We start from the raw sequence: 23,026 nt of genomic DNA on the forward strand, positions 1-23,026 counted from the left end.
TACGTACCGGTTTCGGGAAACCGTATTGACCCTGATCACAGCTTTCTCCTACCATGGTTGGACGAAGACCTCCTACCACGGAACCAAATTCACACCGGACGACGCGGCCACATCACACACGCGGCAGGCGCACGGTTACGGTGCTCTCCAAGACAATTCGAACGCGCGGCGACGAAACAGCCTACCCGCGCATTGATTTCGATGTCCTGACATCCAGAGGACTCTGCATGCCTGCAATAGCAATTGTCGGTATCGGATGCCGATTTCCCGGCGGAATCGACAATACCGCCAGTTTCTGGGATCTCGTCCTGCACAAGGGCGACGGCATCATCGAGGTACCTGCCGACCGATGGAACGTCGCCAAGTTCTACGATCCCGACCCGGACGCGCCAGGCCGGATGTACACGCGGCACGGCGGATTCCTGACCCAGTCGCTGTGGGAGTTCGACGCCGAGTTCTTCGGTATCTCCCAGCGCGAGGCATCCATCATGGACCCACAGCAGCGACTGCTGCTCGAGGTGGCCTGGGAGGCGCTCGACGACGCGGGCATGGCGGGCACGGTGAGCGGCCGCGAGGTCGGCGTGTTCGTCGGCGGCTTCATGAACGACAACGCCTTGGTGCGCAGTGGCTCCCTGGCCAGGGCCTCGATCAACAGCCACAGCCCGACCAGCGCGTCGCACACCCTGCTCTCGGCCCGCATCGCGTTCCTGCTCGACCTGCTCGGCCCGACCATGACCATCGACACGGCCTGCTCGTCGTCCCTTGTCGCGCTGCATCAGGCGGTGCTCGCGCTGGAGGCGGGCGAATGCGAGGCCGCCATCGTCGGCGGCGCGAACGCGATCCTGCGGCCCGAGGCCTTCATCTCGATGTGCAAGGGCCGCTTCCTGTCCTTCGACGGCCGGTGCAAGACCTTCGACGTGACGGCCGACGGCTACGGACGCGGCGAAGGCGCAGGCGCGATCATCGTCAAACCGCTCGAGGCCGCCCAGCGCGCCGGCGACCGGATCTATGCGGTCGTGCGCGGCAGCGGCGTCAACCAGGACGGGCGCACGCTCGCCATCCCGGTGCCGAACCCGGCCGCTCAGCAGGCACTCGCGCGCCGGGTGCAGCGCATCGCGGGCATCGAGCCGTATCAGATCGGCTACGTGGAGGCGCACGGCACCGGCACCGCCGTGGGTGATCCGCTCGAAATGAACGCGCTCGGCACGGTTTACGGCGCCGTCGCGGGCAGGACGGACACGCTGCCGGTCGGCTCGGTGAAGAACAACATCGGCCACACCGAGGCCGCCGCAGGCGTCGCAGGCGTCATCAAGGCCGCGTTGACGCTGCACCACGGCACCATCGCGCCGCAGCTGCGGCTGGACAACCCGAACCCGGAGATCCACTTCGACGAACTGCGCCTGCGGGTTCCGCTGGCGCCGGAGCCGATGCCGACCATCGACGGACGAACTGCCATCGCGGTCAACAGCTTCGGCTACGGCGGCACCAACGCGCACGTGATCATGGAGCAGGCGCCCACCGTCGACTCGGTCGATGGCGCACGGCCGCAACCATTTCCGGTGCTCGCCCTGTCCGCACGCAGCGAGGTCGCGTTGCGCGAACTCGCCACGTCCGTGTGTACCCTCGCCGAGACGGTCGACCCGTCGACGGTGACCGAGTCGGTCTGGGCACGGCGCGCGCACCATCCGCTGCGGGCCGCCTTCGCCTACCGCGACGGCGACGATCTGCGCGCCCAGCTGGCCGAATTCGCCGAAGGGCGTGGCCAGAACCCGGCGCGCGCCCTGTCCGAGGCCGGGCCGAAGCCGGTCTTCGTCTACAGCGGCATGGGCCCGCAATGGTGGGGCATGGGCCGCGGCCTGCTGCAGGCAGGCGGCCGTTTCGCGGCGGTCGCGCACGAGATCGATGCGGTGTTCCGGCCGATCGCGGAATGGTCGATCGTGGCGGAACTGCTTCGCGACGAGGCGGATTCGCGGATCACCGGCACCGCGATCGCCCAGCCGGCGAACTTCCTGGTGCAGGCAGCGCTCACCGCAGAGCTGGCCGAGCTCGGCATCCTGCCGACCGCGGTGGTCGGCCACAGCGTCGGCGAGGTGACCGCGGCCTACATCTCCGGTGCACTGTCGCTGCACGACGCGCTGCTGGTCAGCTACCACCGATCCCGGCTGCAGGCCACCACCGCGGGCAGCGGCGGCATGCTCGCGGTCGGCCTGCCCGAGGAGCAGGTGCTGGAGCGACTGGCCGGAATCGAGGGCGTCTGCGTCGCCGCGGTCAACTCCGCGTCCGCCGTCACGCTGGCCGGTGATCTCGCCGTGCTCGGCACGCTGCGCGAAACCCTCACCGAGGACGGTGTTTTCGCGAAGCCACTGCGCGTCGAAGTGCCTTATCACAGCCATCTGATGGACCCGATCCTCGACGAGCTCCGGTCGGTGCTGGCCGGTCTGCGTCCCGGTGCAACCCGAATCCCGTTGTGGTCCACGGTGACCGGCACCGAACTGGACGGCACCGAATGGGGGCGCGAGTACTGGTGCCGCAACGTGCGCCAGCCGGTGCGTTTCGCCGCCGCGATCGGCGGCCTGCTCGACGCGGAGCACGTCGCCTTCCTCGAGGTCGGTCCGCACCCGGTGCTGAGCGGCAACATCCGCGAGGCGCTCGTGCAGCGCGGGGTCTCCGGCGCGGCGATCAGCACCCTGTCGCGCGACGCCGAGGACGAGGACAACCTGCGCAGGACCGTCGCGGACCTGTATCGCGCAGGCGCGTTGGATGTTTCGCGGGCACCAGGGGCAGGGCCTGCCGCGGTCGGCCATCTGGACCTGCCGCCGTACCCGTGGCAGCGCCGGGTGCTGTGGACCGAGGATCCGGCTACCGCGCGTGACCGAGCAGGCGCCACCGCGGGTTACGCCATGCTCGGTGAACGTACCGACGCCACCGCGCCCGAATGGGATGTGCAGCTGTCGATCACCGCGCTGCCGTGGCTGCGCGACCATGTGGTGGAGGGGTCGGTGGTGCTGCCGGGCGCCGCCTACCTGGACGCCGCGCTCAGCGCCATCGCGGTGCGCACCGGCCGTACCGCCTTCGGTCTGGAGGCGGTCGAGTTCGCGACGCCGCTGATCGTCGGGCAACACGACGTGCCGGTGGTGCGCATCTCCGTGGAGGAGACCACCCACCGGTTCACCGTGCGCTCCAGAGCGGCGACCGAAACCACCTGGACCCTCAATGCTTACGGCCGCCTGATCGAGGCGGAGGTGGACGCACGGACCATCGACATCACGCCGCCACCCGATGCGGTCGAGATCCCCGCGGCCATGCTGTACGACGGCCTCGCCGCGCACGGGCTGGCGTACGGACCGGCGTTCCGGCTGGTGGACGTCGCACGGGTCGGAGCGGACGGGGTGCTGGCCCGGCTCGATCTGTCGGCCCTGCCGCCTGCCGTCGCCCCCGCCCTGCCGCACCTGGCGCATCCGGCCGTCATCGACGCCGCACTGCAATGTTTCGCGGCCCTGTCCGCCCAGTCGGCCGGCGATGTGCCCGTTGTCGTGGTGCCCGCCGCGGTGGCGGCGGTGCGCTGGGTCGGACCGCTGCCGGAAGACGAAGCATGGGTTCATGTTTCGCGGAGGTCCGGCGACCCGTTGCTCGCCGACATCCACCTCGCCGACTCGGATGGTCATGTCGCGCTGACGATGTCCGGCGTGCGCTTCGCCGAGATCTCGGGGCGACAGGACATCTTCGACCAGCTGGATCAGGTGTTCTACGAGCCGGTGTGGTCGATCGTCGACGACGTCGAGCCGACGGTCGAGATCGACGACGGCGCGGCACCGGAGTTCCTCATGGTGATCGGCCTCGGCAGCACGGTGTCGCAGCGGGCCAAGGAGCTGGCGGCCGTGCGCGCCGCCAGCGAGCTACGCACCCTCGACGCCCAGGACAGCACCGAGGCGGACCGGTTGTTCGAGCTGCTGTGCGCAGCCCACGAACGCGACGAGCGCAGCCGGGTTGTGCTGGTGGCGAATTCGGAGCTCGACGCCGTGCACAACGTGTACGGGCTCGTGCTCGTCGCCAAGGCGATCAGCAGGCTGCTCGGCGAGTACATCGACAACCCACCTGTGGTGCGCGCCGTCGTGGTGACCGAGCACGCGTTCTGCCTGCCGGTCGACCGGTTCGTCAATATTCCGCACGCGGCGCTGACCGGCGCACGCCGGACCCTGCTCAACGAACTACCCAACGCGCGTTGGCGACTGATCGACGCCGAGGCAGGCACCCCGGCCGAAGACGTCGTCGCGCAGGTGCTCGCCGACGACGCCGTCGCCGGACGCACCGACGAGGTCGCACTGCGCGCGGGAGCGTGCTGGGCGATGCAGCTGCGGCACACGCTGCGCGACCAGCTGGCGACCTGGGATGCCGCCGCACCACTCACCGACACCGAAGCGTCGTTCCGCCTGGAGATTCCGCGTTCCCGGCTGCTGTCCGAACTGTCCTGGCGCGAGGTCGAGCGGGTCGCGCCCGGTCCTGGCGAAATCGAGATCCGGGTGGACGCGGTCGGCTTGAACTACAAGGATCCGCTCAAGATCCTCGGCGTGCTCACCGAAAAAGAGCTGACAGGAACCTATTTCGGCACCGAGCTCGGGATGGAGGGCTCCGGTGTCGTCGAGCGGGTCGGCGCAGGCGTCACCGAGGTGGTGCCCGGCGACCTGATGTCACTGTGCAGCCGCGGCCTGCTGAGCCGGTTCCTCACCATCCCGATCGGTGACGGCGCGACGCAGCCGATGCACCTGACGATGACCACCGAGTTCGATCCCTGCCATTGCAGCTCGGCATTGCCACTGCTCACCGCCGAATTCACGCTGGCGGAGCTGGCGAGGGTGCGGTCTGGCGAGACCGTGCTCATCCACGGCGCTGCCGGCGGCATGGGCATGGCGGCGATCCAGGTGGCGCGGCGGATGGGCGCCAGGGTGATCGCCACCGCAAGCACCGAAGAGCGCCGGGCGATCGCACGCGACCTCGGTGCGCACGACGTGTTCCACTCACGGTCGGTGAGCTTCGTCGACGACGTGCTCCGGGTGACCGGCGGCCGCGGCGTCGACGTGGTGTACAGCTCATCGCCCGGCGAGATCCTGCACCAAAACCTCAGGGTGGTCGCCGAATTCGGCCGGATCATCGAGCTCGGCAAGGCCGACATCTACAGCGGCGGCGCGATCGATCTGCGCCCGTTCGACCGCAACCTGTCGTTCTTCGCCGTCGATGTCGACCGAGCGCTGGCCAACCGGCCGGAGCTGGTGCGCGCCACCGCGCGGAAGGTGATCGACGCCCTCGACAGGGAGATCTATAAGGCCTTGCCCTACACGGCATTCGGCCCGGACGAGGCGAGCAAGGCCTTCGAGACGGTGGTCCGCTCCACCCACACCGGCCGAATCGTGCTCGATCTGGGTCAGGAAGCGCCGATGGTGCGGGCGAAACTGCCTGCGGCGCCGATCAAGTCAACCGGGTCCTACCTGGTGACCGGCGGCTTCGGCGCCTTCGGCCTCGCCACCGCGCGCTGGCTGGTGCGCGAGGGCGCGCGCAGGCTGGTGCTGGTCGGCAGGCAGGGCGCCACCACCGACGAAGCCCGAGAGGCCCTGGCGGACTTCACCGAAGCGGGCGTCGTCGTGGTCGAGGAACGCGTCGACGTGTCCGATTACGACGCGGTGGCGGCGCTGATCGAGCGCAGTGGCACCGAGGACGACCCCTTGCGCGGCGTCTTCCACGCAGCCGGCGTGGTCAACAATCTGGAGGTTCCACAGATCACCGCCGAATCGCTGGCAGCGATCTTCGGGCCGAAGGTCGCGGGGGCCATGCACCTGGACAACGCCCTCACCGCGGCCGGAATCGACCTCGACCACTTCGTGCTGTATTCCTCGGCGAGCAGCCTCGTCGGCATCACGCCCCAAACAGGGTATGCCGCAGCCAATTCGGTGCTCGACGCGCTGGCAGGCGCCCGGCGCGCCCGCGGCGCGGCGGCACTCGCGGTGAACTGGGGCTTCATGCGCGGCGGCGGCATGGCCGACTTCGATGCCATCGCGCGCTATGCCGAGCTCACCGGCTACCGGTCGGTGCCGATGGACATCGCGACCGAGCACCTGCGCGAATGCCTGCGCATCGGCCTGCCCCAGATCGCGCTGATCGACGTGGACTGGGGCAAATGGGCCACTGTGCACCGCCCTTCGGCCCGCACGCCGCGATTCGGCGAGCTCGTCAGCGCGGCGGGCGGCACCTCGGGGGTGGGTGCGCTGCGGGCCGAGATTCTGGCGCTCGGGCCCGAGCAGCGCGGTGAGGTCGTGGCGTATCTGCTTGTCGAGCAGCTCGTCTCGGTCCTCGGCGTCGCCGCGGAGACGGTCGACCTGGATATCCCGCTGCCCGAGCTCGGCATGGACTCGCTGATGGGCATGGAATTCGGCGCCAGGGTGGCGAAGGTACTCGGCGTGCAGATGTCGGTGCTCGCCGCGATCGGCATGACGCTGCGCGGGCTCGGCGCCCGGCTCGCCGATCAGATTGCGCAGGAAGAAGACCGAATGGCGAGGAGCGAGACGGAATGACCATCGATCAGAACGATTCGCGCGAACTGGCGCGCGCGTTGCTGGCCAAACACGGCGACGGCGGCGCGGACAGCGGCGCGAGCCCCAACGGTGACGGGAATGCCGTTGCCGGACAAGCGAATACCACGGAAGTCGGCAGCAACGGCAAGGCCGCCGCAGACCGGGTGACGACCTCCTTCCAGGACCACCCCGGCGTCCTCGAGGCCGCGCGGCGCTTCGGCCGCTTCGACGAGTTCGTCACCCAGATGGGTCTGGAGAACCCGTATTACCTGCCGCATGAGGGTGTCAGCGGAGCCGTCACCCGGATGGCAGGTCGAGAAGTGGTCAACTTCAGCAGCTTCGGCTACCTGGACCTGGCCGCGTCACCGCGCGTGCAGCAGGCCGCCAAGGACGCCATCGACGAATACGGCACTTCCGCCGCCGCGGTCCGCATCGTCGCCGGTGAGCTCCCGATCTACGGCCAGCTCGAGCATGAGATCGCAGGCCTCTACGACACCGACGCCGCGATCGTGACCGCGAGCGGCTACCTCACCAACGCCGCCGCGATCGGGTTCCTGCTCGGCAAGCGCGATCTCGCGGTCTGCGACTCGCTGATCCACAACAGCATGGTGGCGGGCACCGAGTGGGCCAGGTGCAAGCGGGTCAACTTCCGGCACAACGACCCCGAATCGCTCGAGGCGATCCTGAAGATGTCGCGGCGCAGCTTCGACCGGGCGCTCGTGCTCATCGAGGGCCTCTACAGCATGGACGGCGATGTGGTCCGGCTGCCCGAAATCATCGAGGTGGCCCGCAAATACAACTGCTCGATCATGATCGATGAGGCGCATTCGTTCGGCGTGCTCGGCGCGAACGGGCTCGGCGTGCGCGAGCTGTTCGACCTCCCCGGCGACGCCGTTGATGTCTGGATGGGCACGCTGTCCAAGGCGATCGGCAGCGTCGGCGGCTACCTCGCCGGAAATCGGGAGCTGATCGACGGTTTCAAGTATGTGGCCGGCGGGTTGAGCATGTACACGGCCTCGCCTGCGCCCTCGGCCATCGCAGCGGCGCTGGAAAGTCTTGCCGTGCTTCGGGAAGAGCCGGACCGCGTCGCCACGCTGCGCCACAACGCCGCGTACTTCCATCGCAGGGCCAACGAATGCGGCTTCGACACCGGCACTTCGGAAGGCACCCCGATCACCCCGATCATCACCGGCGCCGACGAACCCGCGGTGCTCGGCGCGGTCGCCATGTTGCAGCGCGACTTCAGCGTCAACGCCATCTCCCATCCCACGGTGCCCGCCGGTGCGGCGCGGTTGCGCTTCTTCATCAACTGCCGCCACACCGAACAACAACTGGACCAAGCGCTGGAGGCGCTGCGCGAGGTGCTCGACGGACTCGCCGATACGGCAGGACAGCAATCCACTTTCTTCCAGGAGGAGAACTCGTGAAAATCCCCCTCAGTCGATCAGTTCTCCGGAAAGCTGTGGTGCCTGCGGTAGCCCTGTTGATCATGGGCGCCTTGTTCATCCCGGCGCGCAGCTCGCTGCTGCCCACCTTCGACAACGCGGGCGGCCCGATCGCCAGCCGGTTCGATTTCACGCCGATGCCGATCGCCATGCCCGACGGCGTCCGCAGCGATCGCACGATCCGCGACGTGCGGTACCCGTACGAGCACCTTGCGGCATGGATCTCCTCGATCGGCGCGGCCGCCGCGATGAACGACATCGACGGCAACCGGCTCTCCGACGATCTGTGCATGGTCGATGTCCGGGCGGACAAGGTGTACGTCACCCCCACCCCGGACAGCAACACCAGCCGGTACGCGCCGTTCATCCTCGACCCGGCGCCGCTGCGGATGGACGAGGCCGCCGTGCCGGCCGGGTGCGTACCCGGCGACTACAACAGTGACGGCCGGACCGATCTGCTCGTGCACTTCTACGGCCGCACGCCGATCGTTTATCTGCAAAAGTCCGACGCAAAGACATTGGACGCCAAGGCATTCCGCCCGGTCGACCTGGTTCCGGTACCCGACACCGAGGACGGAACCTATCACGGGCAGCGCTGGATCACCGCCGCCGTCGCCATCGCCGACTTCGACGGCAACGGCACCACCGACATCTTCATCGGCAACTACTTCCCGGACATGGACGCGTTGAAGCAGGACGGTCGCCTCGCGCTGTGGATGACCGACTCGTTCTCCAACGCCGCCAACGGCGGTGGTAACCGCATCTTCACGCTGAACGGCGCCACCGCGGGCCCCGAACCGACGGTCGACTACCGAGAAGTGGCCCAGCCGTTCCCGATCGGCAAATCCTCCGGGTGGGTGCTTGCCGCGGCCGCCACCGATCTCACCGGCGATCAGCTCCCAGAGCTGTACGTGTCCAACGACTTCGGCAAGGACCGGATGTTCGTCAACAAGTCCAAGCCCGGTGACATCCGCTTCGGCTTCGCCGAAGGCGAGCGCGGCCTCACCGACCCGAAGTCCTATGTCATGGGCCATGATTCGTACAAGGGCATGGCCGCCGACTTCGGCGACCTCAACGGCGACGGCATGCCCGACCTGTTCGTCAGCAATATCGCCGCCCGATTCGCGCTGATGGAAGGGCACTTCGCCTGGTACAACACGGCCAAGGACACTGCGGATGCCGCCGCCGAGCTCAACGACGGCGTCGCACCGTTCAAGAACCGGGCCCCCGAGGTCGGATTGGCGTGGCAGACCTGGGGCTGGGACGCCAAGATCGACGACTTCGACAACGACGGCCGCAACGAGGTGATCCAGGCGACCGGGATGATCAAGGGCGACACCAACCGGTGGCCACAGATCCAGGAAGCCGGCACCATCAACGACGATCTGGTGAAATACCCAGTGGCATGGCCGGTTATCGCCAAGGGCGCCGACCTGTCCGGCAGCGATCCCATGGGCTTCTTCAGCCAGGGTGACGACGGCAAGTTCGCCAACCTCACCCACGCGCTCGGCATGGACGCCCCGATCCCCTCGCGCGGCATCGCGGTCGGCGACAGCACCGGCAGCGGCGCGCTCAGCTTCGCCGTCGCGAGGCAGTGGGCGGACCCGGTTTTCTACCACAACAACCGGGCGAAGGACGGTCAGTTCCTCGGGCTGAAGCTGGTCAAGCCCGCCAAGGAAGGCTCGGCGCCCACCACGATCGCCGGACTGCCCACGCTCGGCGTGCCCGCCATCGACGCGCAGGTGCAGGTGCGGACCCCGGACGGCAAGGTGCACACCGCGCATCTCGACGGCGGCAGCGGCCACACCGGAAAGCGTGCCACCGAAGTACATCTCGGCCTCGGCAACGTCGATCCGAAAGCGCCGCTCGAGGTCAAGCTGTGCTGGCGCGACAGCAAGGGCGGACCACACGAGCAGACGATCCAGCTCACACCGGGCTGGCACACGATGAGCCTCACTTCCAGTGCTCAGGAGGTCAAGTGATGAGCGACAACGACAAGCCGAATCCCGGCGCGACCAACGGACAACCCGACGGATCACCGCCGAGCGTCGCTGCCGCCGGAAACGGCAGTGCCGAAGGCAAAGTCGCCTCCGACGGCAACGGCGACGGGCACGGGCCGAGCACCACCGAGCGCATCGTCGCCTTGCAGCGCTCGGGCACCGAGTTCGCCAAGGAGTGGGTGGAAACGCCTGCGCCCGTGAAGGACAAGCGCTACCTGGCGCTGCGCAACTTCGCCATCTCGATCACCATCTTCAATCTCATCGGTTTCCCGCTGCTCGGTTTCGAACAGCCGTTCCTGTGGCCGTTCATCGCGCTGGCCACCGCGTACACCGTGGAGATCGGGCTGGAAGTCCTTGCGTCCTGGGCATATCAGCGCAAGCCCGCGTTCATGGGGCGTGGCCCGCGCGGCATGTTCGAGTTCCTGCTGCCCGCGCACATCACCGGTCTCGCATTCAACTTCCTGACCTTCGCGCATGATCAGTTGTGGCCGGTCATCTTCGGCGTCACGGTCGCCGTCGGCGCGAAGTGGGTGTTGCGCGCCAAGATCAACGGCAAGATGCGGCACTTCATGAACCCGTCGAACTTCGGCATCGTGGTGGCCATCCTGGTCTTCCCGATGATCGCGGTCGCGCCGCCCTATCACTTCGTGGAGAACATCACCGGCCCGGCAGACGCGCTCATCATCATGGTGTTGCTCTTCACCGGCACCATGCTGAACGCCAAGCTGACGTTGAAGATGCCGCTGATCTTCGCCTGGGTGGGCGCATTCGTGTTGCAGGCGGTGGTGCGTGGGCTGTTCGAGCCGGGAGTCTCGATGTTCGCCTCGTTCTCGGTGATCACCGGTCTCGCCTTCGTCCTGTTCTCCAACTACATGGTCACCGACCCCGGCACGACGCCGATGGGCAAGAAGCAGCAGATGATGTTCGGCGCCTCGGTCGGCATCGTGTACGGCATCGTCACCGCGCTGCACATCTCCTACGGCCTGTTCTTCGCGCTCGTCATCGTCTGCGGCGCCCGCGGAATGTACTGGTGGGCACGGGGAATCGCCGAATGGTGGCAGCAACGCTCGGCAACGCCGAGTACGCCTGCCGAGCCGGTGGCGGTCGCGGCGAAGCCGACGCCGACTGCGGCCGACCTCGAAAAGGAGGCGGCACGCCCATGACCGACAGCGCCGAGCTGCGCCGCGTGCTCGGCGCCTTCACCACCGGTGTCACGGTGATCACCACCGGATGGCCACGGCCACACGGGATGACCGCCAACGCGTTCACGTCCGTCTCGCTCGATCCCCCGCTGATCCTGGTGTGCGTCGCGCACACCGCCAGGCTGCACCGGGCGATCCAGGAGGCGGGCGCGTTCGCCATCTCGGTGCTCACGGCGCAGCAGGAGGCACTGGCCCGCTACTTCGCCGATTCGACGAGACCCGATGGCTCCGCCCAATTCCGGCAGGTGGACTGGCACGAGGGGCCGCACACCGGCGCGCCGATGCTGGCGCGGACGGTGGCAGGCCTGGAATGCAAGCTCGACACGATTCACGACTGCGGTGACCACAGCATCGTCATCGGCGAGGTCGTGCACGCCGAACGAGATCCCGCACTGGCCGCCGCGGGGGCACTCGCCTTCTACGACGGCGGCTATCGGCCCTTCATCCCATGAAGAAACGGAGAACCCTGTCATGCCTTCACCTTTGGGCCCGCTGCGCGCGGCCTTATTCGTTCCGAGCCCGGCCAGCGTGCGCACGGTGATGCAGAGCTTCGAACAGTCGAACCCGCATGCCGCGCTCGAGCTGGAGCAGGTGACGATGAACCTGGTCGGCGGGATCGACAAGGCGGTGCGCAGTTCGAACAACGCCGAACTGGTCGCCCAGCTCGCGCAGGTGCCGCCGAAGTATCGCGGATTCGCCTATGAGGGTGCGGCCGTCGGACTCACCGCCATCGACTCGCTCTCGCCGGGGCACCGGGCGCACGATCTGATCGTCGGGCCCGAGTCGAAGGTGCACGACCTCACCATGGTCGTCGGGGTCGGGCTCGCGCTCGCGAAGATCCCGAAGCAGCGCTGGAAGAAGCTCTTTCCGCAACATCCGCTGTTCAAGTGGCTCGCGGTGGACGGGTACGGCTTCTACAAGGCGTTCTTCCAGAAGCCGCGCTATGTGGACCGGCAGCACGTCGACACCAGGTACCCGCGGTGGATGGGTGATCGAGCCAACTTGCAGCGCATCGCGGACAACGGCCTCGGCCGGGCGCTGTGGTTCATCGGCGGCGGCACGCCGAAGGCGGTGGCCGAACGCATCGGCGGCTTCGCCGAACAGCGCCACGCCGATCTGTGGAGCGGGGTCGGCATCGCGGTGACCTTCGCCGGCGGCGTGGAACCCGTTGACATGGAGGAACTCTGGGAGGTCGCCGGGCAATACCGGCCGCAGGTCTCGCTGGGCTGCGCGATGGTGACCAAGATCAGGCAGCAGACCAAAAGCAGCAACGAGCACAGCGAGGCGGCGGCACGGGTGTTCTGCGGGCACTCGGTCGCGGAAACCGATGCGCTGATCGACGATTCGCTGCTCGACCTGCCCACCGACGGCAGTTCGGCGACCTATCTGCGGTGGCGCGATCGGATCGCGGAGATCGTCACCGCGAGCCGGACCTGAGGGTTGCGCGATGACCGGTCGCAACGGAACGCAGTGGGTCGGTAAGCATGTCATCGTGACCGGCGGTTCGGAGGGGATCGGTGCGGCCGTCGCGGCCGCGTTCGCCAGGCGTGGCGCGCAGGTTTCGGTGATCGCGCGGCGCAAGGTGCCGCTGCGGGACGCGGCCAAGCGGATCGGCGGCGACTGGGCCGTCGCCGATGTCACGCATCCGGACCAACTCGCCTCGGCCATCGCGGAATTGGAGGGCAAGCACGGGCCGTGCGAGGCACTCGCCTGCTGCGCGGGGCTCACGCTGCCCGGCCGGTTCCTCGACGTCGCGGCGGGCGAGTTCGAGATGCAGATGAGCGCCAATTATCTCGGCGCGGTGCACGCGGTGCGCTGCGTGCTGCCCGGGATGGTCGAAAGGTCGCGCGGCAAGGTCCTTCTCGTGAGCTCCACCAGCGCGTTCCTCGGCATCGTCGGATACAGCGGCTACGGACCGACCAAGGCGGGCGTTCGGCAGTTCGCGCTGTGCCTGCGCTACGAGGCCGAACCCGCGGGCATCGGGGTGACGGTGATCTATCCGGCCGACACCGACACACCGGGGCTGGCCAAGGAGAACGTCCGTAAACCGGTGGAGACCAAGGCGATTACCGGATCGATCGAGCCGATGTCGGCCGAGCGCGTCGCCGAGGCCGCCGTGCGCGGGCTGGAGCGCGGGCGGCATCACCTCGCGCTGGATCCGCTGACCAGGTTCTTCCTCGCGTGGGCGAACCTGCCGGAGGACATGGCGCGGCCGTTCATGCGGCGCACCATCGCGAAGGCGCGCGCTGGAGCCTGAGCGCACCCGACAAAGCCCGCCCTGGCAACGTAAATCGTTGCGCGGGCGGGCTTTGTCGCAGACCCCGTGGATGCCGTCAGCCGAAGAGCACAAGAGCGAGTGCTCCGATGAAGATCAGCTGGACGACGGTGCGCAGCGGCAGCGGCATGGTCTTGATGCCGAGATCCGCCTTGGCCGCACGGATATTGGCCGGGAACATGAAGACCATCATCGCGATCAGCGCCGCGGCCGCGATGGCCGAGGTCGCCGGGATGAGCAGTCCGGCGGCGCCTGCCAGTTCGAGCACGCCGGTGAGGGTGACCAGCGCGGCCGGGTTGGGCAGTTTCGGCGGCACCATCGCCACCAGTGCCTCGCGGCGCGGCGAGAGGAAGTGTGCGCTCGCGGTCAGCACGAACATCGCCGCGAGGCCGATCGCGACGGCGTGTGGCCACGAGTCGAGCCATTCGGGTCCGGCGAGCCAGCCGATGAGCCTGGCCAGAGCGGCGATGACAGTGAGTACAACCAGCGGTGCCATCAGGGTCTCCTACTGTGTTTCGAGCAATCTTGACAGTGGAAAGATTAGCGCCGGTGGCGGCAACTTGTCAATGGCTAGATTCTCGGGCACCATCGAAGCATGGCGAAAAGCGGTTACCACCACGGCGATCTGCGGGCCACCATCCTGGCCGCGGCCGCCGACCAGATCGCGACCGACGGCGTGGACTCGGTGTCCCTGCGCGAGCTGGCCCGCAGGGCAGGTGTCTCGCACGCGGCACCGGCCCATCACTTCGGCGACCGGGCCGGCGTGCTGACCGCGCTGGCCGTCGAGGGATACGAACTGCTCGCCGCCGCGCTCACGGCGGCAGGGCCCGACTTCCGCGAAGTCGCCGTCGCCTACATCCAATTCGCGCGCGAACACCCCGGCCATTTCGATGTGATGTTCCGGCACACACTGTTACGCGCCGACGACCCACGCCTGCACGCGGCCAGGCTCGCCTCGGCGGCGGCGCTGCGCTCCGGCGTGACCGCCATCCGTCCCGGCGATCTCGCACAGCAGCAGGCCACCCAGCTGGCCGCCTGGTCGCTGGTGCACGGCTTCGCCGCGCTGTGGCGGGAAGGCGCACTGGACAATTCGAGCCTGGCCGCAGGCGCCGACCCGGAGACGCTGGCCAGGCGCATGCTCGCCACGGTCCGGTTCGACTGACCAGTGTTGTCTACCAACCAGTGAATGCTCGACCTGTGTTGTCGACCAATTCATGAATAACGACCATCCGACAGGTTTCGATCAACCGGCAAACCCCGCCGTCCGACAGCAAATCCCGGACAACGCGAACAACCGCCGGGCGCGTACGGCACAGTGGGGCACCAGGATTGCGGAAAGGAGCTGGCGCCACCACCGGTGGCCGCCGTCGACACGATGGACATCCATGCCTACCCGACCGAGTGCACCACACCGGTGACCCTCGCCGAAGCGGAGCGTCTCGCCGAGCGCTACCTCTCCTTCGACGACGACGCCGGACGTGGCATCGCCAACCGGATCACCGAGTTCGACAGCTGTTTCGTCGTCGTCGCCATCTTCGTGCCGCCGCCGCCCACCGAATCCCGCACTCCCCCAAGCCCACTACCCATCGGTGGCACGGTGAGCACCATCGACAAAGCCACCGGCGCCATCACGCTGTGGCCCACCTATCCGCCCGACGTGGTCGCCGAGCACCACGCGGAGGCGTTGCGCACCGGCACCCTGATCATCGAGGAGACCTGGCCCCAGCACACCGACGGTTAGCCCGCAGTCTTAACCAGGTAAGACTTGGGTATGCTCGACGGGTGGACGATGGACTGGCGGACTTGCTGCATCGGGTGGTGTACCTGCTCGGGGAAGCAACACGGCGGCGCGTGGACAGCGCAGGCGGGCTCAGTTACAGCCAGATGCGGCTGCTCGGGACGCTGGAGGACATTCAACCGGTGACCCAACACCAACTGGCGCAGGCGCTTTCGGTGTCCGATCCGGCGATCAGCCGGGCGCTGCGCCCGCTGGAAGAAGCCGGACTGGTTCAGGTCGACCCCGACCCAGCGCACGGACGACGACGACTGGTCAGCACCACCGAAGCCGGCCGCAACGCCTTCCACACCACCGGCAAACCGCTCTACGACGAGCTACGCAACGCCCTGCTCGAAGCCGACTTCCCGTACGAACGCTACCTGCACGACACCATGGTGCTGGCCAAGCTCCTCGAGCCGGGCGAATAGTCGTTCGAAAACAGCAGTACCGCATTGCGATACGCGCCGCACCGCCGATTGAGAGGTAGGCGGACGCAACTGCGGCTACCTGGTCCACGCCCGGCTGGCGCGAACCAGGTAGCCGCTGGGATCGGTCGCCGCCAACCCCGACGGGCGACCGATCCGGGGACGCACGAAGGGCGATCGGCGGCCAGGCCACCGATCGCCGGTCGTGCTCAGCGGTGTGTCATCGCGTCAGTGTGTTGCGCAGGTCGGTGAGGGTGGCGCGGCGTTCGTAGGCGATCCAGACGAAGATCGCGGCCAGCACCAGTGGGAAGATTCCCATTGCGGGCTTGTCGGCGATGAAGGCTTGGGTGGCTGCGGCGAGCACGGTGAGCACCGACAGGCCTGCTGCGGCCAGGGCGCTCAGCCGTGGCACCATCAGCCCGATACCGCCGGCGACTTCGACGATTCCGATGAAGATGAGCAGTCCGAAGGGGATGGTCAGGTTCTCGGGGGCGTTGTCCATCAAGGTGTTCGGGATGACGAGCTTGGGCCCGCCGGAGGCGATGATGAAGAACAGGCCGAGCACGATCTGCAGGGTCCACAGGACGCGGTTGCGGATCTTGCCCGGGCGGTAGGTGGCGTCGTCGGCGAAGTGGGCGGCGGGGTTGGCGGTGGTCATCTTCTGATCCTTCTGGTCGGTCGCGCCGGGTTGGTAGCGCGTTCACCAGATAGGACGGAGCACCCGCACAGAACTCATCGCAGTCCGCAAAGAGATTTTCCGAACCGCCGGGCTAGGGCGCGATCGCCGCTCCGGCGGGGACGAGGTTCGGCGCGTCGTCGCCTGCCTCGGGGACCTCGGTGCCGCGCAGTGAGGTGCCCGCGGTCTCCCGCAGGAAGCACCAGGCGACGAGGCCGATCAGGCTGGCGCCGACCATATAGGCCGCGGGAAACAGGGACCAGCCGGTCGATTCGATGGCGGCCTCGTTGACCAGGGGCGCGGTGCCGCCGAAGGCCGCGGTGGACACGTTGTAGGCGAGGGCGAATCCCGCATAGCGGACGTGCGTCGGGAAGATCGCCGGGAAGGTGGAGCTGATGGTCGACAACTGCGGGACATACAGCAGGCCGAGCACGACGAATCCGAAGATGGCCCATGCGGTGCCCTGCCCCATCAGCCAGTACATCGGGATGGCCAGGACCGCGAGACCGACCAGCGAGAACAGCCACATCGGCCTGCGCCCGACCCGGTCGGACAGGCGGCCGAAGAAGGGCAGCACCACCATCATCGCCAGCTGGCCGATCAGCATCATCGCGGTCGCGTCCGACTCCCCCAAGCCGATGGTCTTCTGCAGGTAGGTCGGCTGATAGGTGAGCAGCGTGTAGTTCACCACGTTGAGGGCGACAACCAGCCCGGCCATGGTGAGCAGCTCACGCCGGTAGGTGGTCACCAGCTCGCGCAGGCCACCCGGCGGATGCTTCTCCTCGGCGACCTCGCTGAACACCGGACTCTCGTCGAGGGCCGAGCGCAGGTACCAGCCGATCAGGCCGAGCGGGACCGCGAGCAGGAACGGGATCCGCCAGCCCCAGTCGTGCATCGCGTCGGACCCGATCGCCAGCTGACAGGCGAGCACGGTCGCCGAACCACCGACAAACCCTGCGAGCGTGCCGAATTCGAGGAAACTGCCGAGGAATCCGCGTTTCTTGTCGGACGCGCATTCGGCCAGATAGGTTGCGGCGCCGCCGTATTCACCGCCGGTCGAAAAGCCCTGCACGACACGCAGAGTAATGAGCAGGATCGGCGCGAGCACCCCGACCTGGGCGTGTGTCGGCAACAGGCCGATCGCGCCGGTGGCGGCGGCCATCAACAGAATCGTGGTGGCCAGCACCGCTTTCCGGCCGATCCGGTCACCGAGCGGACCCCACACCATGCCGCCGAGCGGGCGCAACACGAACGAGACAGCAAAGCCGAGCATGGTGCCGAGCGTGCCGAGGTCGCCGGGAAAGAAGGCGTCGGTCAGGTAGGTGGCCGTCGCCGCGTAGACGCCGTAGTCGAACCATTCGGTGGCATTGCCCATCGCGGAAGCGGCGACCGATCGCCGTAGTGGAAAACTCTCGGAGTCCTCGGCAGTCACGTGCACGTTCCTCTCCAGCCCGTCGGACGGACCATGTTTCGTGCCTCCTCCGGGTCCTGACACCAGAGACCGGGCACGAAATAGACCGATACCCACGTTTCTCGCGGCGCAAACCCCACCCCTGGGTCGGGAGACGGCCGGGCATACGGCGCGACCTGCACCGGAGTAGGCGAATGTGAAGAGTGTCACGGTTAGGTAACGGCCCCGCGAATCCACGGTTCCTGCGCCACGAACGCCGTCCGTCAATCCCTGCGGCGCCATACCGATCCGACGAGCACGACGCCGAACAGCAGCAGGCAGGTCCAGCCGAACCAGTTCCCGAATCGGACATAGACCGTGTCGCCTGACGTCAGTGGGATTCGGGCGAGCACCGACCGCGTCACCGTCGAATCGGTGACCGCCGCGGCGAGCACCCGCCCGCGGGCATCGCTGGCAACCAGCTCGCCGAGTTGCGGCGCCCGCGCGACGCCCATCCCGAATTCGACGCCGCGCAGCACCGCCATCCGACTGTGCAACCAGCGATCGACGGTGAAATCGAGGGCGGGGACCAGGAGCAGGGTCGCGCCACTGCGCTGGTTCGCCCGGACCAGGTCAGGGAAGTCCAGGTCGAAGCAGACCGCCAATGCCCAAGGATGATCGGGGACGTTCTGCCACTGGGTGCCAGGCTGATGCTCGTCCTCCAACCCAGGGATCAGATGGTGCTTGGCGTAGCGCACCCCGGACGGATAGTCGAGCGCGGCGTTGTAGCTGATGCCGCCCGTGGTGAGGACCAGTCCGGCGACCACATGGACGGCGCGTCGCGTCGCGATCTCCATCAGTGGCCCGGACAGCAGTGACAAGGTGGAATCGTCGGCGCGCCATGCCTTTTCCGGCAACACCACCACCTGCGCGCCCTGGTCGGCGAGCCGGTCGATCTCGACGACGACCCGCGCGATCATGTCCCGTCCCTCGGCCGAATCCACCGGAACGTACTGCGGCGGTTGCGCGACCGCGACGAGCCCGACCGCCACCGCTTCGCGCTTCGGCCCGACCGTCAGCCGCCACCCGCCGTACGCACCGACCACGACCAGCACCGCGGCGGCCGCCGCACCTACCCGAAGGCGTTGCACCCGAGTCACTTCCGGTGCACACAGCGCCGCGATCGCCGCGGGCACCAGCATCAGCACGAACGTAATCCCCCATACCCCGGTGAGCGAAGCCGTCTGAATCAGCGGCAGCACGTCCGCCTGGCTGTAGGCGATGCTCCACCACGCACCGAACGGACCAGCCACCGACATCAAGAATTCCGCGCTCACCCAGCCGACCGGCAACGCGAGCACCGCGAGGCCTGGCCGCCCCCGCGCGAGCAACGCACGCATCAGCACAGCGATCATCCCGAACAGCACGGCGCTGCCACCGAGCAGCGAGACCGCAACGGGGACAGGTTGTGCCACGGTGTCGGTGAGGTAGAACCAGAGGCGCACCTCACCGACCGACCAGGACAGCGCACCGGCGAGAAACGCGGTCCGCGCGGACACCCGTGGAACGAGCAGCAACACCGGTAGCGGTGCGAGTAAGGCCAACCCGGGTACCGGGCGCAACCCGGTACCGAAATACCACAGCAGAGCAGAGAGCACGATCACCGATGCGGCGAGGACAAAGCGTTTCACCACTTCGATGTTCGACTCTCGACCACCCGAGCACATCGCCGAAACGAGGGAACCGCAACTCCCCCGCAGGAGCGAGTCAGGCGAGGCCGCCCGGTACCACCAAACCCGCCTCGTACGCGAACACCACCGCTTGCACCCGATCCCGCAGGCCGAGCTTCGAAAGAACCGCGCTGACATGGGTTTTCACGGTGTGCTCGCTGACCGTCATGGCCGCGGCGATCTCCGCGTTCGAACACCCGCGCGCCAGCTGACGCAACGTGTCGCGTTCCCGCTCGGTGAGCTCGCCGAGGCGACGGGCCAGCTCGGGCCGCGGCCTGCCGCGGTCGGCGAGATCGGCGATCAGGCGACGGGTCACCGTCGGGGCGAGCTGCGCCTCGCCCGCAGCGACGACGCGGACCGCTTCGGCCAGTTCTTCGCGGCGCGCGTCCTTGAGCAGGAACCCGCTCGCGCCGGCCCGCAAAGCGTCGTAGACATACTCGTCGAGGTCGAACATGGTGAGCACCAACACTTTCGCTGAGGTTTCGGCGCAGATCCGCCGAGTGGCCGCCACGCCGTCGAGGCGTGGCATCCTGACGTCCATCACCACCACGTCGGGGGCGAGCGCGACGGCCTTGTCGATCGCCTCCAGCCCGTCGGCGGCCTCGCCGACCACGGCGAGGTCCGGTTGCGCGTCGAGGATCATGCCGAATCCGGCACGGAACAGGTCCTGGTCGTCCACCACGAGCACGCGCACGCTCAACTCCGTTGTCCGAGTGGAAGTTCGGCCGCCACGTCGAAGCCGTGCGCCGAGGGACCGTGCTGGAGGCTGCCGCCGCTGGCGGTGACCCGCTCGCGCATGCCGAGCAGCCCATACCCCGCGCAGCCTGCCATCCGCGCTCGCGGTGGGGTGGCCGGACCGCCGCCGTCGTCCGAAACTCGCACCGTCAGTGCCTGATCCGACCAACGAAGCGAAACCCGTACGCCCGTGGCGCACGCGTGCTTGCCGGTATTCGTCAGTGCCTCTTGCACCACCCGGTACGCCGTGACCGCCACCTGGTCGGAGACCGCGCGTCGCTGGCCGTCCTCGTGCAGCGTCGCGGCGAGCCCGCCGCGACGCGCGAGGTCGACCAGGTCGGCGATCGCCTCGATGCCCGGCTGGTGCCTCGGTTCGGCGGCTCCGTCGCGCAACGTGCCGACGCTGCGCCGAAGTTGTTGCACCGCACCGCGACCGGTGTCGGCAATGCTCGCGAAGGTGGCGTCCGCGCGATCCGGGTCGGCGCGGATGAGCAGCGGCCCCGCCTCGGCCTGCACGATCATCGCGCCGATCGAGTGGGTGACGATGTCGTGCATGTCCCTGGCGATCCGCAGCCGTTCCCGATCCAGGGCGGCGACCCGCTCTTCGTCGAGCCTGCGGGCACGTTCCTGGAGCATCTCGATCTGGGCCCGCCGCGCCCGGACACCGGTCCCCAGTGCCCATGCGGTGAGAAAGGACATGGCAGCGTACCCATAGGAGTCGGGGCTCTCGTTGGGGATGACCAACGAAAGCAGAATGCCGAAAGCACCTGCCAGGAAGGCGAATCGGCGCCGCACCGGCGGGCTGTACGCGGCAATGGTGTACGCGCAGACCACGGTGCCGTAGGGCAGCGCGGGCATGGCGTGCACACAGGCGAGCAGGGTGAGCGCCGGGCCCACCACCAGGAACGTCGCGACCGGTGCGCGCCGGCGCCACAGCACCGGCGCCGACGCGACGACCGAGAGCAACACCACCCACCACGGGTGACCTGCCAGCACGGCAGGGCCGACGCTGGCGACGGTGATCGCGGCGGTCAGCACGAGATCGACCGCGCCGGGCGGGATGCGTTCGAACCGTTCGATCACCCGCCGGGTCGCGTCGTCGACGGCTCGCCAGGCCGGGGCGGCCGCACTGATAAGCCTCACGAGGAGTCAGTGTGGGCCGCCCGCTGCCACCGTGGCCTCACTCTCCGGGCTGATCCGCGCCTCACTCCTGCGCATGAGATCGCCCGTCGAATCCAGCGGTGCTCACGGAAGAGTCAGCCGAGCCGTTCGGCGAGGTACTGCTCCCAGGTCCGTGTGCCGAGCTGGGCGCCGTCGAAGGCCAGGTTCGCGCCTGCGCGATACAGCTTGCCCACCTTGCCCGGCAGCCGCACCGGCAGCAGCGGCCGCCGCTTCCCGGTCGCCTGCAGGTAGCTGCGGACCAGCTCATCGAGCCGGTACACCATCGGCCCGGCCAGGTCGGGCACCTGCCCGGCCGGCGCGTCCAGCGTCAGTTCGACGAGCCGGGCCGCGACGTCGCGCACATCGACCGGTTGCAAACGCACGCCGCCGGGGTTCGGGACCACCGGCAGCTTCGCCAGCGTGCGCACCGCGGTGAACGCGAGATCGTGGAACTGCGCCGCCCGCAGCGTCGTGTACGGGATGCCCGACTCGGCGATGATCCGCTCCGAATCGGCCTTGGCCTTGAAATACCCGAGCGGGATCCTTTCGGCCGCGATCACCGAGATGTAGACGAGGTGCCGCACCCCGGCCCGTGCGGCCGCATCGGCGAGGTGTCCGGTGGCCACGTCGTCGCCTTTCGGGCCGCCCGCGAGGTGCAGCACGAGCTCGGCCCCGTCGACCGCGGCGGCCACGCCATCGCCCTTCAGCAGATCACCGGTCACGTAGTCGATGCCATCGGCCGATTCGTGCGTGTTGCGGCTCAGCAGGCGCACCTTGGCGCCCGCGTTCACCAGCAAGGGCACCACCTGCTTGCCAAGGGTGCCGGTACCGCCGGTGACCAGAATCGTCGCAGTCATGTTTTCGCCTCTCCCACGGACCGGGGTTCGCAGCCCCGGCGTCTCGACAGCTCTTCACTCACAAGACGACGCGGGCCGCGCGACTGTGACATCCTGCCGCGGCGGCCGGCGGTGGACTTGCCTGCGCTACCGGCAGGTTCCGCCTATTCCCCCAGTTCAGCATTAACGTGTTGAACGTTTGATCAGCATGTACCACTTCAATGAAAGAAGGGGCTACACACATGATTGGCAAGATAGGAACCGCGGCGGCCGCAGGGCTGACCGCCGCATTGTTGTTCGCCGGCGTCGCAGGCGCGGCACAGACCGACCTGACGATGGTCAAGGCACCGGCCGACTGCGCGAAGACCGAAGGCACCGCGGGTGGCAATGGCCTCCTGCCTGGGATGCCGAAGGTGCCGGGGATGGATGGCCTGGATACCGGCAGCGCGAACCCCGGAGCCGCCAAGGCTAAACCGGACGAGAAGTGCGACGACAGCACGACGCCCAAGTCCGGCGACCAGGCCGAGAAGAAGGGCACGCCCGACAAGAAGGCCACGCCCGGCGACAAGAAGGGCACGCCCGGCGAGGGCGCATCCAACGGCGAGGGCGCATCCAACGGCGAGTAGGACACGACGGCGACAGCCGCCCCGCCAGGCGGTGACAGGTGACGAGTCGCCAAGACCGATCGCTGCTCGGCGTGGGGGGGGGGGGGGGGCGGGGCCGCGCCCCCCCCCCGCGCCGGCGCTTTACATAAAATAATTAATAAAAAAAATAAAGAAAAAAACAGAACACCAAAAAAAAACAAAAAAAA

18 protein-coding genes are annotated in these 23,026 nt (G+C 68.0%); 11 read left to right on the plus strand and 7 right to left on the minus strand.

The annotated features are described in order from the left end of the window. Positions 1 to 227 precede the first annotated feature (227 nt). The 7 genes from ACGFNJ_RS05830 to ACGFNJ_RS05860 are packed head-to-tail and all read left to right on the plus strand — an operon-like array spanning position 228 to position 13,467. Positions 228 to 6,563: an SDR family NAD(P)-dependent oxidoreductase gene (locus ACGFNJ_RS05830; protein ID WP_393443860.1), complete on the plus strand. Its 6,336-nt coding sequence runs from the start codon at positions 228 to 230 to the stop codon at positions 6,561 to 6,563. Then, positions 6,560 to 7,990 carry an aminotransferase class I/II-fold pyridoxal phosphate-dependent enzyme gene (locus ACGFNJ_RS05835; RefSeq protein ID WP_393443862.1) on the plus strand — a complete coding sequence of 477 codons (1,431 nt, stop codon included), beginning with the start codon at positions 6,560 to 6,562 and terminating at the stop codon, positions 7,988 to 7,990. The genes ACGFNJ_RS05830 and ACGFNJ_RS05835 overlap by 4 nt, the downstream gene beginning before the upstream one ends. Further along, positions 7,987 to 9,990 (plus strand): CRTAC1 family protein, encoded by a 2,004-nt coding sequence (locus ACGFNJ_RS05840; RefSeq protein WP_393443864.1) that lies wholly within the window; start codon positions 7,987 to 7,989, stop codon positions 9,988 to 9,990. Before ACGFNJ_RS05835 ends, ACGFNJ_RS05840 begins: the two co-directional genes overlap by 4 nt. After that, on the plus strand, positions 9,990 to 11,171 hold the full coding sequence (locus ACGFNJ_RS05845) for an enediyne biosynthesis protein (RefSeq protein WP_393443866.1): 1,182 nt from the start codon (positions 9,990 to 9,992) through the stop codon (positions 11,169 to 11,171). The genes ACGFNJ_RS05840 and ACGFNJ_RS05845 overlap by 1 nt, the downstream gene beginning before the upstream one ends. Continuing rightward, entirely contained in the window at positions 11,168 to 11,662 is a 495-nt protein-coding gene (locus ACGFNJ_RS05850; RefSeq protein WP_069161545.1) for a flavin reductase family protein, read from the plus strand. Before ACGFNJ_RS05845 ends, ACGFNJ_RS05850 begins: the two co-directional genes overlap by 4 nt. A gap of 19 nt (positions 11,663 to 11,681) precedes the next feature. Then, complete coding sequence (locus ACGFNJ_RS05855; protein ID WP_393443868.1) at positions 11,682 to 12,647, plus strand: DUF1702 family protein; 966 nt, start codon at positions 11,682 to 11,684, stop codon at positions 12,645 to 12,647. A gap of 10 nt (positions 12,648 to 12,657) precedes the next feature. Further along, entirely contained in the window at positions 12,658 to 13,467 is an 810-nt protein-coding gene (locus tag ACGFNJ_RS05860; RefSeq protein ID WP_393443870.1) for an SDR family NAD(P)-dependent oxidoreductase, read from the plus strand. 76 nt (positions 13,468 to 13,543) lie between these two features. Here ACGFNJ_RS05860 and ACGFNJ_RS05865 read toward each other — a convergent pair whose 3' ends face one another. Continuing rightward, positions 13,544 to 13,981 carry a DoxX family protein gene (locus ACGFNJ_RS05865; protein ID WP_393443872.1) on the minus strand — a complete coding sequence of 146 codons (438 nt, stop codon included), beginning with the start codon at positions 13,979 to 13,981 and terminating at the stop codon, positions 13,544 to 13,546. Between the two features lie 99 nt (positions 13,982 to 14,080). Here ACGFNJ_RS05865 and ACGFNJ_RS05870 point away from each other — a divergent pair, with 99 nt between their 5' ends. From ACGFNJ_RS05870 to ACGFNJ_RS05880, 3 genes are all read left to right on the plus strand, one after another. After that, positions 14,081 to 14,647, plus strand: coding sequence for a TetR/AcrR family transcriptional regulator (locus tag ACGFNJ_RS05870; RefSeq protein WP_393443874.1), 567 nt, complete (start codon positions 14,081 to 14,083; stop codon positions 14,645 to 14,647). A 153-nt stretch (positions 14,648 to 14,800) separates the two neighbouring features. Further along, positions 14,801 to 15,226, plus strand: coding sequence for a hypothetical protein (locus tag ACGFNJ_RS05875; protein WP_393443876.1), 426 nt, complete (start codon positions 14,801 to 14,803; stop codon positions 15,224 to 15,226). Between the two features lie 41 nt (positions 15,227 to 15,267). Beyond that, positions 15,268 to 15,690, plus strand: coding sequence for a MarR family winged helix-turn-helix transcriptional regulator (locus ACGFNJ_RS05880; RefSeq protein ID WP_393443878.1), 423 nt, complete (start codon positions 15,268 to 15,270; stop codon positions 15,688 to 15,690). 217 nt (positions 15,691 to 15,907) lie between these two features. Here ACGFNJ_RS05880 and ACGFNJ_RS05885 read toward each other — a convergent pair whose 3' ends face one another. The 6 genes from ACGFNJ_RS05885 to ACGFNJ_RS05910 form a co-directional block, all read right to left on the minus strand. After that, positions 15,908 to 16,345: a DoxX family protein gene (locus ACGFNJ_RS05885; RefSeq protein WP_393443881.1), complete on the minus strand. Its 438-nt coding sequence runs from the start codon at positions 16,343 to 16,345 to the stop codon at positions 15,908 to 15,910. Between the two features lie 112 nt (positions 16,346 to 16,457). Continuing rightward, the gene (locus ACGFNJ_RS05890; RefSeq protein ID WP_393445871.1) at positions 16,458 to 17,738 is read right to left on the minus strand and encodes an MFS transporter; all 1,281 of its coding nucleotides are present in this window, start codon (positions 17,736 to 17,738) and stop codon (positions 16,458 to 16,460) included. A gap of 299 nt (positions 17,739 to 18,037) precedes the next feature. Then, a complete protein-coding gene (locus ACGFNJ_RS05895) occupies positions 18,038 to 19,444 on the minus strand; it encodes a nitrilase-related carbon-nitrogen hydrolase (RefSeq protein WP_393443883.1) in 1,407 nt (468 codons plus the stop codon). Positions 19,445 to 19,520: 76 nt separating this feature from the next. Continuing rightward, positions 19,521 to 20,183, minus strand: a complete 663-nt coding sequence (locus tag ACGFNJ_RS05900; RefSeq protein WP_393443885.1) for a response regulator — start codon at positions 20,181 to 20,183, stop codon at positions 19,521 to 19,523. Further along, the gene (locus tag ACGFNJ_RS05905; protein WP_393443887.1) at positions 20,180 to 21,361 is read right to left on the minus strand and encodes a sensor histidine kinase; all 1,182 of its coding nucleotides are present in this window, start codon (positions 21,359 to 21,361) and stop codon (positions 20,180 to 20,182) included. Before ACGFNJ_RS05905 ends, ACGFNJ_RS05900 begins: the two co-directional genes overlap by 4 nt. 113 nt (positions 21,362 to 21,474) lie before the next feature. Continuing rightward, a complete protein-coding gene (locus ACGFNJ_RS05910; RefSeq protein ID WP_393443889.1) occupies positions 21,475 to 22,236 on the minus strand; it encodes an SDR family oxidoreductase in 762 nt (253 codons plus the stop codon). Between the two features lie 221 nt (positions 22,237 to 22,457). On the opposite strand from ACGFNJ_RS05910, the gene ACGFNJ_RS05915 reads away from it, so the two are divergent. Next, on the plus strand, positions 22,458 to 22,841 hold the full coding sequence (locus ACGFNJ_RS05915; protein ID WP_393443891.1) for a hypothetical protein: 384 nt from the start codon (positions 22,458 to 22,460) through the stop codon (positions 22,839 to 22,841). Positions 22,842 to 23,026 lie beyond the last annotated feature (185 nt).

The organism is Nocardia sp. NPDC049149 (genome assembly GCF_043197455.1).
Taxonomy (GTDB): domain Bacteria; phylum Actinomycetota; class Actinomycetes; order Mycobacteriales; family Mycobacteriaceae; genus Nocardia.